This window comes from Anoxybacillus sp. B2M1 (genome assembly GCF_001634265.1).
Taxonomy (GTDB): Bacteria; Bacillota; Bacilli; order Bacillales; family Anoxybacillaceae; genus Anoxybacteroides; species Anoxybacteroides rupiense.
Window position 1 is genome coordinate 915,944 of record NZ_CP015435.1, and the last position, 15,260, is coordinate 931,203.

Below are 15,260 nucleotides of genomic sequence, written 5' to 3' on the forward strand. Positions count from 1 at the left end.
TATCATATCATGTTTTACACATTTCGCTAGAACTTTTGGTGTTGATATTTACAGAAAAATCAAAAAATATATTCGTTCTACTTTCGCATCAGACAGTGCTCGAATAGCCAAAAAAGCGATAAAAAAACGGGGCTAGAAAATCAGCTTCTCCCCCGCTTTCATGATTGATGAAAAATCATCTATGCTTTCGTAGGCAATCCATTTTACAGATCCAAAACCATCCTTTCCGCCCATGCTTCCTTCAGCTGCTCCCTTAATAGTGAAAGCAGTTCGGCTGCCGGCAGCGCCTTAGCTAGCCGATATCCCTGTCCAGCCCATAATGCCATCGCATGCGGGTCGCCATGCTGGGCAGCAGCTTTGCGCAGCTGTTTAGTCAAATGATGCACCTGCGGATAAGCAGCTGGAGCGGTTGCATCATGTTGAAGGAAAAATCGATTCACAAGACCTCGTGCCGGCCGCCCTGTAAACGCACGGGTAACCGCTGTCGTTTGAAACTGCGGATCAGCAAGCGCTGCCTTGTGCACCGGATGTGCCCCGCTCTCTGGGCAACGCAAAAAAGCGGTTCCCAACTGTGCGGCACATGCTCCTGCCGCCAACACGGAAGCAATATCCCGTCCTGTCATGATTCCCCCTGCTGCAATCAACGGCACCTTGACAACATCGCGAACTTGCTGCAATAAAACCAATAAGCTCGTTTGGTCGTCCGCTTCTTTGCTGTTGCGAAATACGGAACGATGCCCTCCCGCTTCCATTCCTTGCACACAAAGAGCATCCGCTCCCTCTTGTACTGCCTGGATCGCTTCATCCTTTGATGTCACGGTTACAATTATAAAGGAGCCATGAGCTTGTAATGACTCCATCACCTCGCGTGAAGGACAACCAAATGTAAAACTGACGACCGGGACTTTTTCTTCCCTTAAAACCGCAAGCTTCTCCTCCCACTCATCATCGTCCCATTTTTCTGCTTCAAGCGTGATGCCAAAACGTTTCGCTTCTTCCGCTAATTCTGCTTTGTAGCTGACTAATTCCTGCTCGTCTGCTTTATTTTCCCCAGGTACAAATACGTTGACGCCAAATGGAGCAGTGGTCAAGCCCCGAATCTTTTTTATTTCACTTCTCATTTCTTCCGCCGTTTTATAGCCGCCAGCTAAAAAACCGAGCCCTCCGCCATTGGACACTGCAGCGGCCAGCTGTGGAGTTGAGGCCCCGCCTGCCATTGGGGCCTGAATAATAGGAAGCTGAAGCGAGCGCAGCATTCCGTTCATCGGCATCTCCCCCTTTCCGACTGTTGCGCACCCATAAAAAGCTGCATGATGTCATAGATGAATACAGGATAACTATCCGAAATCCAACAACCATTTTGGGATAAATTTTCTTTACAGTCCACCGAAATACTTTGCTTCTGTTGAAAGAACCGTATATATAAGCTACTTTCCGATAAAATTTGGCTTCCGTTTTTCAAGAAAGGCGCGAATCCCTTCACGATGATCTTTTGTTTGCCGCATATGCTGCTGCCATTCTGCTTCAAGCTGCAATACCTTTAATAACTCATTTTTGCCTAAACGGGCATACAACATTTTACTGGCAATCATCGCTTGCAGCGGCTTAACCTGCCATTCGCTGATTTTTTGCTCGATTTGCTCCCCATCTTCCGCTAGCCAATCAACGATGCCAAGCTCATAGGCTTCATGTGCGCTCATTTGTTTTCCTTCCCAAATCAATTGCTTAGCCTTGATTTCACCGATCCGTTTCGCTAAAAAGAAATGACCTCCTCCATCCGGAATCAGCCCAATCCCAATAAAATTCATGGCTAAACGCGCTTCCTTCGCAGCCATCACATAATCGCCCGCTAAAGCCAAGCTTAATCCCAACCCTGCTGCAGGTCCATGAATCGAAGCAATGACGACCTTTGGCAACGTATACAAAGTCACAATAATCTTTTGAATCGTACTCATCACCTTATGAAACGCTTCTGGGTCATCTACATTAAGCATCGTTTTAATATCGCCACCGGCAGAAAACCCTCTTCCTCTGCCGCGAATGACAAGAATGGAGGCTTCACTTTGCTCGACTTGATGCAACGCTTCTAACAGTTCATTTAGCATTTGAACATTGATCGCATTTAATGATTCGGGACGATTGAGCTCTAATAACGCCAAGTTTCCTGAAAAAGAAAGCACGACTGTTTCCATTTTTCTCCCCCTTGTTTGACTCATATGGGTGCGATCATTCATAGCAAGACCGTCTTATTTTCATTTTCTGTAAAACTGCCGGCATGACAGACGGCATGCGGAAAAAAGCTTGAACAATCCACAGCCCTTTTATTTGTATTTCCTCATAGCAAGCAAAATTCCTTTTTTATAAGCCAAAATCCACCCCCTCGCATCTAGTAAAGCCATCATTATGGTCCGTTATCCTCAAAAAAGAGCAGCGGCGTAAAGCCGACACCCCATCCTATAAACAAATAGAGTTTTGAAACGAAAATAAAAATCTAATATACATGTATTTTGGAGCGATCATCACTTTATTGAATGTTGTTTATGGATTCTTTTTTATGCCTGAGAGCCTTGACAAGAATAAAAGACTGAAAGAGATTATCATAGTAAGACTGAACCCATTTACGCAGCTTACAAACATACTTTCCATAAAAAACTTAAATAGGCTGCTTGTCTCCGCGTTCTTGCTTTGGATACCGAACGGATCTTTGCAAGCGGTGTTTTCACAATTTACAATGGATACTTTTAGTTGGAAACCTGCACTAATCGGACTTATGTTTTCCATTATTGGCATCCAAGACATCGTTTCACAAGGTTTCATCATGCCAAAGCTCTTGAAAAAACGCAACGATAAACAGATAGCCATTCTTGGAATGGTTTCAGAGATGATAGGCTACATTCTTATCGCGTTCTATCCTCTATATATCGCCAGAATGTTTATATTCGGTTTTGGCGATTCGATCTTCGGCCCTTCCTTCAATGGGATGCTCTCGAAGTCTGTCGATTTTAGTCAACAAGGAAGGCTCCAAGGTGGCAGCCAATCTATTCAGGCTTTAGCAAGAATAATTGGGCCAATTATTGGAGGGCAAATCTATGTATCACTTGGGCATGCCGCACCCGCTTTTATAGGCATGATCCTTATAGCAGCGGCAATACCCGTTTTGTATAAGGGTACACATGTAAATATGTAAACGACCACGTGCTTTATGGAGGCAATGCCCTACCTTCATTTTCGATGATAGAAAGGAACGCAAATGCGCCATATACATCTTCACGTCGAGACAAAGTCGTCTGAAACGCGAAGCTTTTGGTATCAAATGGTTTTCGAACCATTATACTCTTTTTTCATTGGACACGATAAAGGGAAAATTGTGTTGATGGAACTATACTCAATCTAACTCTTCCACGTTAATACTCCTTGAGTAAGTTCCTTTTATTTTTTCCATAACTGACAACATACTGTTTACTCCAACTAGAATTAGTGAAATTTCCTGTATAATTAAACGTAATATTGCTCCCATTCGACCAACTTCTCCAGAAGTTTTATATATTGATTAAGCGATAATTTCCCATGGTTAAAAAAGTTTTTCAAAATCTTTAATTCATAATAGAAAAGCTCCATTAGCTCGCCATTTGTAACCGACGAGAAAAATTGAACAGTTTTCGCTAAATAAGAGTGAACACTTTTTTGGAAATTCCAGCGTAATCCCTATCACTTGACATGGAGCCTCTGCGTACAAGATATTTCCTAAAAAGCGAGCAACAACAAGAATCAGCCGCATGAAACGAGGCTATCATGTACGCCACTCCATGTAAAGTGCACGCTTCTAACTGGTAAAAAACTGTTCAATTTAATCAATCGAATTCTGTTCAGTTTTATTTAGCGGTCACACCATTCCTTTCTTGAGAGAAAAGTTGCCTGTTTTAAAACAGCGTTCAGAGCGTTTATTGCAAACTCACGAAAACAATCCTCATAAACCCATTTGTCATTGCTAATGTTATAAGCTTCTTCACCTTCATAAATTTCTCCATGACAATTTTCACAATAACGAATAATAACTTCGTCGTTACAAGGGTTATCGAGTTTCCAACTGTAGTCAGCTTCGAGTAATGTTGAACTCCAAACATTTTCTAAACATAGTACTAAAATTTGACATATGATTTATATCATATTATCATGTTGTTAGTTAGTACTAACTAACACATTTAAGAGAGGATGAGGAATGTGCAAAAAGAGATGAAACAATATATAATTTTAATTATAGGATTGCTAGTCATGGGCATAGGCATTGCAATGGTTACGCAAGCTGAACTAGGTACCACTCCGATTGCTAGTATACCGTATGTATTAAGTCTTATTTTTCCTTTAACGATAGGACAATTTACGATCTTCCTCACTGTTTTATTTGTATTAGTCCAAGTAATTATTTTAAGGAAAGATTTTCCCAAATTTCAATACTTACAGCTATTAATTGGTCTTGTGCTAGGTTACTTTATCGACTTGGGTATGTTGATTTTTTCTTATTATCACCCTTCCTTTTATATTGAAAAGCTAATTTTATTAGTTGTAGGGTGTGTCATGATCGCATTAGGAGTGATCCTTCAATTAGCAGCAAATACGATTCTTAACCCTGCAGATGGGATCATAAAAGTTATTTCCATGAAGTACGAACGGAACTTTGGAAGATTGAAAATAGCCTTTGACTCATTCCAAGTAATCATTGCTGCTCTTATTTCGTTTTGGGCATTTGGGGATATACAAGGCATTAGAGAAGGAACGATTATGTCAGCTTTCCTTGTCGGTTTTTTTATTAATAGAATTAGGAGGATACAGCAGTTATATCTAAAAAAAAGACAGCATGTAAAATAGCATTATACCAACTTTCTTTTATATTTTTTGGGTTTATAACGATTGCGAAACGGGTGATGATATGGAAACAAACGAAAAAATTTTAGATTCAGCTATTTCATTAATGGCTTCAAAGGGATATAAAGCTGTCACTATTAAAGAAATAGCAAGACATGCTTCTGTCAGTGAAATGACAGTATACCGCCAATTTGGGAACAAACAAAATATTTTAGACGCCATTATCGCTAAATTTCAATATGCTTCTTTCATAAAAGAACAATTGGAAAAAGAGCTAACATACGAATTAGAACATGATTTATTACTATACTCGACGATTTATCAAAATTATATGATGAAAAACAAACAAATTTACATGATATCTGTTCTCGAGCGAAACACCATGCCTGATCTTCACCTGACTCTTCACAAAAACGTTGAAGAAATTCAGCAGTTTTTATTAGATTACTTTAAGGAAATGCAAAATCGGGGCAAATTGATTAAAGGCAACATCGATTCATTTGTAGCCTTATTTATGCGGTTCAATTATGGTCACTTTGTTTCAGAAACGTTGCTAGGATTTTCAAATATTCCTATTTCAAACGAAGAATTTCTTAAGGATGCTGTCTCTGTTATAGTAACAGGATTAACTCCTAAAGCTTCTAAATAAAATCAAGACGTGGGGCATAGAAGCCCCCAGCCCCCATATACCTCCAAAGGAATTTTTCGTGAGCTTTAATTCGAAAAATTTTCTCGCCGACAAAAGAAAGCAGCAAATAAAAAGTTTTTTCTTTCTACGGAGGATGGGAAAGAAACCAGATGCAGGCGATGCTTGTTTATGCGGCCATGAATTTGATAACTGCCTATGGAGAAAGGGCCCCTCCCTTCTTTTGCATTCGAGTATGCATTTATGTTTGTCGTTTCACCAAGAAAAACAACTACGAAAAATGAAACAAAATAGGTGTAAGACAAAAGTCTTACACCTATTTTGTCAACAGTCTGAAAGAGGGGGTTCCAAGCTGCTTTTGGGACACCCTCTTGCTTATTTTCGAAACTTCTTTAACTGTTCATTGATTTCTTTTGTCTGTGCATAAATTTGCCGATACACATGGAATAGCTCTTGATAGCGCTGAGCTTCGTCCTCTTGAGGCTCAACCAGCTGTTCGACTTGCTTAAACGTAGCTGCACACTCTTCCAGAGACTCAAACCAGCCGCAGCCGCATGCCGCAATCATTGCTGCCCCTAAACCTGGGCCTTGTTCATTTTTCAGCTTTTCAATCGGTGTATGAAAAATATTAGCTTGAATTTGTAGCCACTCATGACTTTTGGCTCCCCCGCCGATGGAAACGATCGACTTCATTTTTTTGCCGCTCCGCTTTATGATCTCCACCGACTCATTTAAAGAAAAAATAATGCCTTCCATCACGGCACGCGCAAAATCCCACTTTGTATGCGATGCATCAATTCCGATAAAAGAGGCGCGAATATGCGCATCGGCATGCGGTGTTCGTTCCCCGACTAAATATGGCGTAAATAACAGTCCATTGGCTCCGATTGGCGATTCTGCTGCTTGGTGAATCACTTCTGAAAACGAGATTTCCGGCATAAATGTTCGTTTTAACCAATCAAAACTATATCCGGCAGCCAAGGTAACGCCCATAATATAATACGAGTTTGGCTTCGCATGGTTAAAATAGTGCACCTTTCCAGCAAAATCTTTGGTCGCCGTTTGCTCATATGCTAAAACAACACCCGATGTGCCGATGCTGCACATCGTTGTTCCTTCTGATAAAATGCCAGCTCCGATCGCTCCACACGCATTATCCGCTCCACCGGCAAACACCTTGACATTCGCGGAAAGCCCGATCTGTTCGGCAATATCGGAAAGCAGTGTGCCTACATAGCTAGTCGATTCCACAAGAGGTGGACACAATCGCTCATCAATGTCCAGAAGCTCGCAAATTTCTCGGCTCCATGCTTTCTTTCGTATATCCAGTAATAACGTGCCAGCAGCATCGGAATACTCCATTGCCATCTGCCCGGTCAGCCGAAAGCGAACATAATCCTTTGGCAACAAAAATGTGTAGGCTTGTTGGTATAACTGAGGCTCGTGCTTTTTCACCCACAATATTTTCGGTAAGGTAAATCCTTCTAACGCGCGATTTTGCGTAATAGATAGCAATCGATCCACTCCGACCCGTTCTTCAATTTCACGACACTCATTTGCCGTTCTTGTATCATTCCAAAGAATGGCCTTTCGCAGCGCCTCGCCTTTCTCATTTAAGAGCACCAATCCGTGCATCTGTCCGGAAAAGCTTAATCCGCATACGGAGCGCGGATCGATATTGGCTGTTTGTACTACTTGTCTTAACGCAACCATCGTTTTTTCAACCCAATCCTCCGGGTTTTGCTCACTATATCCAGATTGCGGCTGATAGAGAGGGTAGGGCTCCGTCCACTCCCCTCTCACCTGCCCGTTTCGGTCAATAAGCAACACTTTTACCGCACTTGTCCCTAAATCAATTCCGATAACGTATTCCATATGGACCTCTCTTTCATTAACGGGATACACTCAACACGCTGACTTCAAGCAAATATTGGTTGAGCAACGTCTTAAGGCGCTCGAGACGGCCGGACGTATTGCGAATCTCACCAAGCTGCAGCGCATATTTTTCTAATTTTTTAAAATCAGCTGTTCCTTCGACAATCTCGCGACCAATGCCTTCCGTATAGCTCTTGTACCGCTCTTCGATCAATTGTTCAAATACGCGATCTTCAAGCAGACGATGGGCCACTTTCAAGCCGATCGCAAAGCTGTCCATGCCGGCGATATGGGCGTAGAACAAATCTTCCGGTTCAAATGATCCTCTTCTCACCTTAGCGTCAAAGTTCAAACCGCCTTTGCCAAGACCGTTGTTTTTCAAAATTTCGTACATGGCTAGAGTAGTAGAATACAAGTCCGTCGGAAACTCATCCGTATCCCAGCCTAATAGCGCATCTCCTTGATTCGCATCGACCGAACCGAGCATGCCGTGAATGCGGGCGACTTGCAATTCGTGCTCAAACGTATGGCCAGCCAATGTTGCATGATTGGCTTCAATGTTGAATTTAAAGTAGTCTTTCAGCCCATATGTTTGCAAAAACGCAAGAGCAGTTGCCACATCGAAGTCGTACTGGTGCTTCGTCGGCTCTTTTGGCTTCGGCTCAATCAAAAATTGTCCATCGAAGCCAATTTCTTTCGCATAGTCCACCGCCATACGTAAGAAACGGGCCAAGTTGTCAAGTTCCAGCTTCATATCGGTATTCAGCAGCGTCTCATAGCCTTCCCGTCCGCCCCAGAAGACGTAGTTTTCCGCTCCGAGCCGTTTGGCAATCTCGAGCCCTTTTTTCACCTTCGCTGCTGCATAAGCGAACACATCGGCGTTGCACGACGTCGCCGCTCCGTGAACAAAGCGCGGATGGCTGAACAAATTCGCCGTATTCCAAAGCAGCTTCGTTTTGCTCGTTTTCATGTACTCTTCGATCATGTCGACAATCTCATCGAGGTTTTTGTACGTTTCAGCAAGCGTATCTCCTTCTGGAGCGATATCGACATCATGGAAGCAGAAAAACGGAACGTTTAACTTTTCAAATAGCTCAAACGCCGCCTCGACGCGTGCTTTCGCCAAATCCATGCCGCTGTAATGGTCCCACGGGCGAATCATATTGCCAGCGCCAAACGGATCCGACCCATTTCCGGTAAAGGTATGCCAATATGCAACCGAAAACCGCAAATGCTCCGCCATCGTCTTGTCGCCGACTTTTTCTTCCGGATTGTAAAACTTAAACGCGAATGGATTGCGTGACTGTGGACCTTCATACGCAATCGAGCCAATATTCGGAAAATAATTCATATTCGAATCCCCCTTAGCGGTTAATTGATATCAACACGCAAGAATCATATTGCTTCAGTTCCATTATAGCGCTTTCATATTTGTTTGTCTATCAGATAAACAAAGTATTCTATCACTCTTTCTTAAAAAGTATGAGCCGACTTCCGTGCAACAAAAGACGGATCGGGATGAAGGTTGCTTCAAATGGTGTTTTGATGTTGAGTGTTTTTTATTTTACTAAATGGCTCATCGCGTGGACGCCTAATTCTGCAGTAGCTTTTCCTCCCCGCTGTTCATTGGCGTCAATCACAGCTGTATCTATGCCTCGGAAGCGGTTTTTACGGCATTTATAATTTTTACCCTAAAACTTTTAACTAAGGCATTTGCACACCGTTATGCAACGTCATCGTGCTTTGCGGATTTTCCAACATGAATCTCCTCAATCCTACCTATGGTTTTGTCAGCAACACAACCATCTCTATTTAACTGGAGGTTTATAAATGGGAAACGGATGGATTCGTGTACTTCGTTAATATCTTCAATAGGCCATGGTTGATTTGGCAATTTTCAAATGCGAACGATTGCATAATATCATCTATTTTTTCCTCCGATAATCCTTTAAACAGTTTTGCATACGTCGGCTGAATTAATGCCCCTGCATAGACGGTTAAAATGGTTTGGGAGAGGCAAGCGATATTATGACTATGAATAATATCAGAATCCCCAATGACTTCTTCCAAATGATCCGCCAATTGTTCCACCGTCTTTCTTGCCTTAAAGCCCGGAAGCCAAATCATCCAATCATCCGTATTTAGTGCATGCTTCAGCTTAATAATCGGAGCGATCCGCTGCATATACTCCGATTCGGGATCCAGTGTGACAAGTCCCATTACCCCGACATCTTTGTAGGTCCATGTCGTCCAATGTGCTCCAAACTCTTCGAACATGCTAATTTGGTCATCCATGGCCCGCAAACGGTCGGGAATTTCATTAGCCGGTCCGTTATACACGGAACCAAATTCCCCTATCCAAAGCGGAACATGATATCTTTCGGCAAACTGGGTGCCTTGATGGTTTTTAAATTCCTGTCTTTGTACGTCTTTATCCCAATATTTGCCCCCCGCAACACGGGCGTTTTTAGCATCCGCCACCCCTGGATATGATCCTGGTCCAAATCCTGCCGCCGTATAGTTATGACTGCTGTAAACAAGATTGTCCGCAAACGGCGCTTCTAAGCCATCAAACAAAACAGAATAACGATCACCTTCAAGAAAAATGATATGATCCGGATCGATATGGCGCACAGCCTCGACCGCTCGCCGGTAAATGCGATTGATCCTCTCCCAATCTGGCTTATAATGGTTGAAAAACGTATGTGGGTAATCTCCATGTGGTGTATTTACGCAAGGTTCATTCATCAAATTATAACCGGCGATAACGGCTCTTCCCTGATAACGGCGTGCGAATTCCTCCCATAATGCGACAAACCGATCTTGGTATGTCCGATCATGCCAAAACAAGCTATGTCGAGTATCATTATCTGAATGCCAGTGAGTATTTTGATACCCTTGAACAGCGTGAAGATCTAAAATAACGTATAGCCCATGCTTCTCACACAAATGGATGATTTTGTCCAATCGTTCAAAACCGCTTTCCTTGTAAGTAAACGGGTGCTCGTCATCCTCAAAATGCCGATAATTCAAAGGCAGACGGATTACATTGGCCCCCCAGCTTTTAATAAATCGAATGTCGTCTTCTCCAAAAAAATAATGCTGCATTCTTTCAAATAAAAACTCCGCTTTTTCTTTTCCAATGACTTCAGCAACCGTATGGCGCAATGCATGCTCCGAACCGGTATAACCGTTAATAAAATCTTCCATGTTCATCCAACCACCGATACAAGTGCCTCTTAACTGTACAGGATTTCCGTTTTGATCGGTAATCTTGTTTTTAGTAACCTTAAGCATTTCCATATTTGCCCTCATCCTTTCTTCAATTTTGATTTACTTTTTCATCGATTATTCGATTTGTCCCAAGCAAAACCAATGGCTTTTAAGAACTCTCTTGCCAAAATCATATGGCCTGCGGTGGATGGATGAACGCGGTCCCAAGCTAAAGCAGCAGGATAAAGGGCCGTTAATACATCATTAAAGGCTGACTGGGTATCGACGAATACACAGTTCGCTTCTTCGGCTATTTTCTTGACAACCAGGCCGTATTGGTCCATTGTCCGGCGCATCGGATCCTGTTCATTTCCTTCTATATAAAATGGCGTCATAAGGATCATTCCTTTTACGAAAGGCTTTGTCTCGATCACAAGGCTACGGAGCGTTTCCTCGTATTCATCTAAGTACACGTGTTTTTCTTTTATGAATGGCAAATCGTATTGCCGCCAAACATCGTTAATTCCAATCATAATCGATACCCAGTCCGGTTTTTGAGCAATGACATCCTCCTGCCACCTTTCCTTTAAATCGCGCACCGTATGGCCGCTTATCCCTTTGTTGACAACCCGGATGCCAAGTTCCGGATAAACCGCTTGCAGGAGGCCATTGATATAAGATACATATCCTGTGCCTAACGCTCCGAATAGTCCTTCTCCCTCTGGCTTGGAGCGGTCACAATCTGTTATAGAATCGCCAATAAATAACAACTTTTCCCCCTTTCTGATCTTCATTTGCTTCTCCCCTTTGAAAATTAAACAAACTTGCTCGACTTAAGCTTCAACTAAACCACCTGAAATATCGGTTTTTCAGAAATAAAATAAATGGGTATATTTGGAAGTATTACTTTCAACCATTCAGCCAGATACTTCATGCCTGGCTCTTCACTTTCTGCGTGCCCAAGCACAATCAAAGCCTTTTGTCTCCCCTGGTGCACAGCATCCCGAACGTATTCCGGAGTTTCCCATTCTGGACCTTCTCCATAAATAATTAAGTCAAGACCCTCTTTTTCAAACAGCGGGATAGATAAAGCCCCTCCACCTCGATACCCGGCCAATAGCCCGATGCGGGTGCATGGGGCTGATAAATCCCCAGAGACACGTACAAATGGAATACCTAGCCTTCTTTTCACGTACTCGGCAATTTCTTTTACAGTCATTTTCGGAATGGTCAAAATGGTTGCGGTTGGTTGATGCTCGGAAACATACGCTTCCCATTCCAAAGCGCGGACTAACCCAACCATAATACCATCCGGCTGATATCGGTGCCAGTAATCATGAAATCGATAGATCGCAACACGAGATTCATGGATCAGGAGACGTTTTTCATCATATACAGGATCATTTTTCAATATTTCTGTATTGTGTGTGTGGCTATAAAATAGCCCTTCATGAGTAATGAGAAGATTTGCCCCCATCGCAACCACCTGTTGAATGACATGACAAGTAGGCATAAAACTAGTCGCGATCCCCTTGACTTTCGTGTTTGGGTCGCCATACACCAGGGTATCCACCGCGTTTGGAATTTTCCCTATCGGTTCCATCAGTTTATTCAACACATTCTGGACAGTTAGCGTCATGACTCTATTCCTTTCCTAGCAGTCTATTTACAATCATTTATTGATTCAAACCTATAATTTTTTTGGAAAACGTTTCCTAATCCTCAAACATAAGCATCTCACCGACAACTACTAACACGAGTATAGATTGGGGGTCTTAGTTCGTTTATCATCCAAACTAATATTATGCTGAATTTTTCTAGGCTTCAAGTATCATGATCTAAAGCCCGCCCATTGAACCGTTATCGACCATACTCAACAGCTTAAAGGCTGCAAAGCAAGCTTTTGCGACAGCCTTCTTTGCTGATAAGACTATTTATTTTTCCTGTTGCCACGCCGCTTGTTTTTCCTCCATTTTGCGGAATGTCCACAAAGCGCTGCCCATCACAATAAGTGAAAAGAGACTGATGCTGAAAAACGGAATAAGCCCTGGGATCGACATAAAAACGATGAGCAATAGCCCTAGGCTGATCAACATGACAAGAGTCATAAACGGATTGGTCATTCCGATTAGAAAGGCGTACTTAATATACTGCCAAAAGCGCAGCTCATAATGCACATAAATCGGGAACACATATAACAATGTCACGACGTAAAAGATAGAAACAATAAACAAAGCAACGGAAAAAGGCAATTGCCACGTTGCTGAAACCTGGGCGATATATAACATATCGATATAGATCATATACGCTACGACCATAAGTAAAAGCCCAATCCGATTCGCCCGCAAAAACTCCTTTTTGTATGTTTGAATAAACGTTTTAAACACAGGAACAGAATCATCATGAAACAAAAGCCACTTCCGCACAATTGTAAACAACGCCACCGTCGCTGGGGCGATACCGAACACGACGGCTCCGAGTGCCGCAAAAAGCAGCCACAAAATATTGATATACGCAAGTCTTGTAATCCACTCACAAATACGGTACAGCTTCCCATCTAAAAGACCGGAACGCATGACGACTCCTCCACCTTTGTCCTTGCTTTCTTTTGAAACTAGTATACCACACTCCAAAAAGAGAAAGGAGGAGCTTCTTGATTCTCCCTTTCTATTACCCTATTTACCAATCAAATTTCATTCCTAGTGCAGGATAAGGCAAAAGCAGATTCATACTCCTGAATAGGCCAAAAAGCCGCCATCGACCGGGACGGTAATTCCAGTGACAAAACCGCTCGTGCGTTCATCGACCAACCAAAGCAGCGTTCCCAACAAATCTTCCGGATTTCCTAGCCGTCGCATCGGGGTATGGGATAAAATTTTCTCCGTTCGTTCGGTATAGGACCCGTCCGGATGTTTCAAAAGATGCTCGTTTTGCTTCGTCAAAAAGAATCCGGGGGCAATGGCATTGACGCGAATTCCAGCTTCAGCAACATGCACTGCCAGCCATTTCGTAAAATTTTCAATTCCGGCTTTCGCCGCGCTGTATGCCGGCACCTTCGTCATCGGCCGCGGTGCGCTCATAGAAGAGATATTAATAACTGTGCCTCCTTTCCTGACCATTTGCTTCAGAAATATTTGCGTCGGAATCACCGTGCCAAGAATATTTAAATCGAACACATACTTAAATCCATCGGCCGTTAAATCAAAAAATGTTAGGATGTTCCGGTTCTCGAGGTCTTGCCGTTCCAACATCTCTTTTGTTGTGATGCCTTGCGGATGATTGCCGCCCGCTCCATTAATGAGGACATCGCACGGTCCATAGACAGACAATATCGTTTCCGCCGCCTGTTTGACACTATCAATATCCAATACATTGCATGAAACAGCCAGCGCCTCGCCACCTTGCTCGGCAATGTCCTGCTGCACCTTTTCCGCCTTTTCCATCGTCCGGTTTAAAATTGCGACTTTCATTCCTTGACGGGCCAACTCTTTTGCCATGCAGCTGCACAGCACTCCGCCGCCTCCTGTTACAACTGCCACTTTTCCTTTTAAATTTGGATGGATGGGGAGCATACGCTTTCTCCTTCCTGTTTTTTCTTTTCATTCTCCAGACTGTCCCAAACGCCCCAAAGATACATAATGCCAAGTGCCCGATCATACAGTCCGTAGCCGGGCCTCGCTTTTTCATTCCAAATCATCCGTCCGTGATCTGGCCGGATATACCCTTGGAAATTCGCCTCGTGCAGCGCCTTGACAATTTCACAGATATTCAATGAACCGTCGCAGCTACGATGAGATGTTTCTTCAAAATTACCATTCTCGTAAATTTGAACATTGCGGACATGGGCAAATGGAACCCTCCCCATGGCCAGAAAATGACGGAAGATTTGCGGAATGTCATTGTTTGGGTTGGCCCCTAGCGAACCGGAACATAATGTCAGTCCATTGGCTGGACTATCAACCATGTTGACGATTTTCTCTAAATTTTCTTGATTCGTTACAATTCGCGGCAGCCCGAATACCGACCAAGGCGGGTCATCAGGGTGCAGCGCCATTTGAATGCCGCATTCCTCAGCGACTGGAATAATTTGTTCTAAAAAATAGTGCAAATGGTCAAACAAATCGTCTTCTGTCACCCCTTTGTACAACTCAAAAAGGCGTTTGATCGTCTTCAACCGTTCCGGTTCCCAGCCGGGCAGCAAAAAGCCGTTTGCTCCGTTTTCAACGCTCCGTACCATTTCTTCCGGGTCAATTTGTTCAATTTTTTCTTTTTCATAGGCAAGGACGGTAGAGCCATCTGGCCTCCTTTTAGCCAAATCCGAACGCGTCCAGTCGAAAATCGGCATGAAGTTGTAACAAACCACTTTGACGTTTGCCTTGGCTAAATGGCGAATCGTTTGTTTGTAATTTTCAATGTACCGCTCTCGTGTCGGCAAGCCTAGCTTAATATCTTCATGGACGTTGACACTCTCAATGACTTCAAGATGAAATCCTTTTTCATGGACGTGCCGCTTTAATTCCAATATATCATCAAGAGGCCAAACCTCTCCGACCGGAATGTGGTAGAGCGCCCCAACGATTCCTTCAACCCCTGGGATTTGTCTAATATCATCCAACGAAACCGTATCATAGTCTTTTCCAAACCAGCGAAACACCATCTTCAT

General features: G+C 43.1%; 12 protein-coding genes and 1 pseudogene. 3 read left to right on the forward strand and 10 right to left on the reverse strand.

Annotated features, from left to right (window positions below; all coding sequences use genetic code 11):
* Positions 1 to 203: 203 nt before the first annotated feature.
* Positions 204 to 1,256: an NAD(P)H-dependent flavin oxidoreductase gene (locus tag GFC28_RS04465; protein ID WP_044746839.1), complete on the reverse strand. Its 1,053-nt coding sequence runs from the start codon at positions 1,254 to 1,256 to the stop codon at positions 204 to 206.
* Between the two features lie 171 nt (positions 1,257 to 1,427).
* Complete coding sequence (locus tag GFC28_RS04470) at positions 1,428 to 2,192, reverse strand: enoyl-CoA hydratase (RefSeq protein ID WP_044746837.1); 765 nt, start codon at positions 2,190 to 2,192, stop codon at positions 1,428 to 1,430.
* A gap of 308 nt (positions 2,193 to 2,500) precedes the next feature.
* Between GFC28_RS04470 and GFC28_RS04475 the strand changes: the two are divergent.
* The 3 genes and pseudogenes from GFC28_RS04475 to GFC28_RS04485 all read left to right on the forward strand — a co-directional run.
* Positions 2,501 to 3,187: pseudogene (locus tag GFC28_RS04475) on the forward strand (MFS transporter); the annotation flags it as partial.
* 1,034 nt (positions 3,188 to 4,221) lie between these two features.
* The gene (locus GFC28_RS04480; protein ID WP_156487510.1) at positions 4,222 to 4,866 is read left to right on the forward strand and encodes a YczE/YyaS/YitT family protein; all 645 of its coding nucleotides are present in this window, start codon (positions 4,222 to 4,224) and stop codon (positions 4,864 to 4,866) included.
* A gap of 61 nt (positions 4,867 to 4,927) precedes the next feature.
* Positions 4,928 to 5,512, forward strand: coding sequence for a TetR/AcrR family transcriptional regulator (locus GFC28_RS04485; protein ID WP_044745387.1), 585 nt, complete (start codon positions 4,928 to 4,930; stop codon positions 5,510 to 5,512).
* Between the two features lie 372 nt (positions 5,513 to 5,884).
* On the opposite strand, the gene xylB is transcribed toward GFC28_RS04485, so the two are convergent.
* From xylB to uxuA, 8 genes are all read right to left on the reverse strand, one after another.
* On the reverse strand, positions 5,885 to 7,384 hold the full coding sequence (gene xylB, locus GFC28_RS04490; protein ID WP_044745388.1) for a xylulokinase: 1,500 nt from the start codon (positions 7,382 to 7,384) through the stop codon (positions 5,885 to 5,887).
* 16 nt (positions 7,385 to 7,400) lie between these two features.
* Complete coding sequence (xylA, locus tag GFC28_RS04495; RefSeq protein WP_044745389.1) at positions 7,401 to 8,735, reverse strand: xylose isomerase; 1,335 nt, start codon at positions 8,733 to 8,735, stop codon at positions 7,401 to 7,403.
* 473 nt (positions 8,736 to 9,208) lie between these two features.
* Positions 9,209 to 10,687 carry a glycoside hydrolase family 5 protein gene (locus GFC28_RS04500; protein WP_044745390.1) on the reverse strand — a complete coding sequence of 493 codons (1,479 nt, stop codon included), beginning with the start codon at positions 10,685 to 10,687 and terminating at the stop codon, positions 9,209 to 9,211.
* A gap of 38 nt (positions 10,688 to 10,725) precedes the next feature.
* Complete coding sequence (locus GFC28_RS04505; RefSeq protein WP_044745391.1) at positions 10,726 to 11,391, reverse strand: SGNH/GDSL hydrolase family protein; 666 nt, start codon at positions 11,389 to 11,391, stop codon at positions 10,726 to 10,728.
* Positions 11,392 to 11,441: 50 nt separating this feature from the next.
* Positions 11,442 to 12,236, reverse strand: coding sequence for a Nif3-like dinuclear metal center hexameric protein (locus tag GFC28_RS04510; RefSeq protein ID WP_044745392.1), 795 nt, complete (start codon positions 12,234 to 12,236; stop codon positions 11,442 to 11,444).
* Positions 12,237 to 12,531: 295 nt separating this feature from the next.
* On the reverse strand, positions 12,532 to 13,173 hold the full coding sequence (locus GFC28_RS04515; RefSeq protein ID WP_044745393.1) for a YesL family protein: 642 nt from the start codon (positions 13,171 to 13,173) through the stop codon (positions 12,532 to 12,534).
* Positions 13,174 to 13,323: 150 nt separating this feature from the next.
* Positions 13,324 to 14,169, reverse strand: coding sequence for an SDR family oxidoreductase (locus GFC28_RS04520; protein ID WP_044745394.1), 846 nt, complete (start codon positions 14,167 to 14,169; stop codon positions 13,324 to 13,326).
* Positions 14,145 to 15,260 (reverse strand): mannonate dehydratase, encoded by a 1,116-nt coding sequence (gene uxuA, locus GFC28_RS04525; protein WP_044745395.1) that lies wholly within the window; start codon positions 15,258 to 15,260, stop codon positions 14,145 to 14,147. Before uxuA ends, GFC28_RS04520 begins: the two co-directional genes overlap by 25 nt.

What these genes read in the sequence shown, in the direction of transcription:
- GFC28_RS04515 (WP_044745393.1), bottom strand. Translation starts at nt 13,173, where the DNA reads ATGCGTTCCGGTCTTTTAGATGGGAAGCTGTACCGTATTTGTGAGTGG.
- xylA (WP_044745389.1), bottom strand. Translation starts at nt 8,735, where the DNA reads ATGAATTATTTTCCGAATATTGGCTCGATTGCGTATGAAGGTCCACAG.
- GFC28_RS04485 (WP_044745387.1), top strand. Translation starts at nt 4,928, where the DNA reads ATGGAAACAAACGAAAAAATTTTAGATTCAGCTATTTCATTAATGGCT.
- xylB (WP_044745388.1), bottom strand. Translation starts at nt 7,384, where the DNA reads ATGGAATACGTTATCGGAATTGATTTAGGGACAAGTGCGGTAAAAGTG.
- GFC28_RS04505 (WP_044745391.1), bottom strand. Translation starts at nt 11,391, where the DNA reads ATGAAGATCAGAAAGGGGGAAAAGTTGTTATTTATTGGCGATTCTATA.
- GFC28_RS04520 (WP_044745394.1), bottom strand. Translation starts at nt 14,169, where the DNA reads ATGCTCCCCATCCATCCAAATTTAAAAGGAAAAGTGGCAGTTGTAACA.
- uxuA (WP_044745395.1), bottom strand. Translation starts at nt 15,260, where the DNA reads ATGAAGATGGTGTTTCGCTGGTTTGGAAAAGACTATGATACGGTTTCG.
- GFC28_RS04510 (WP_044745392.1), bottom strand. Translation starts at nt 12,236, where the DNA reads ATGACGCTAACTGTCCAGAATGTGTTGAATAAACTGATGGAACCGATA.
- GFC28_RS04465 (WP_044746839.1), bottom strand. Translation starts at nt 1,256, where the DNA reads ATGCTGCGCTCGCTTCAGCTTCCTATTATTCAGGCCCCAATGGCAGGC.
- GFC28_RS04470 (WP_044746837.1), bottom strand. Translation starts at nt 2,192, where the DNA reads ATGGAAACAGTCGTGCTTTCTTTTTCAGGAAACTTGGCGTTATTAGAG.
- GFC28_RS04500 (WP_044745390.1), bottom strand. Translation starts at nt 10,687, where the DNA reads ATGGAAATGCTTAAGGTTACTAAAAACAAGATTACCGATCAAAACGGA.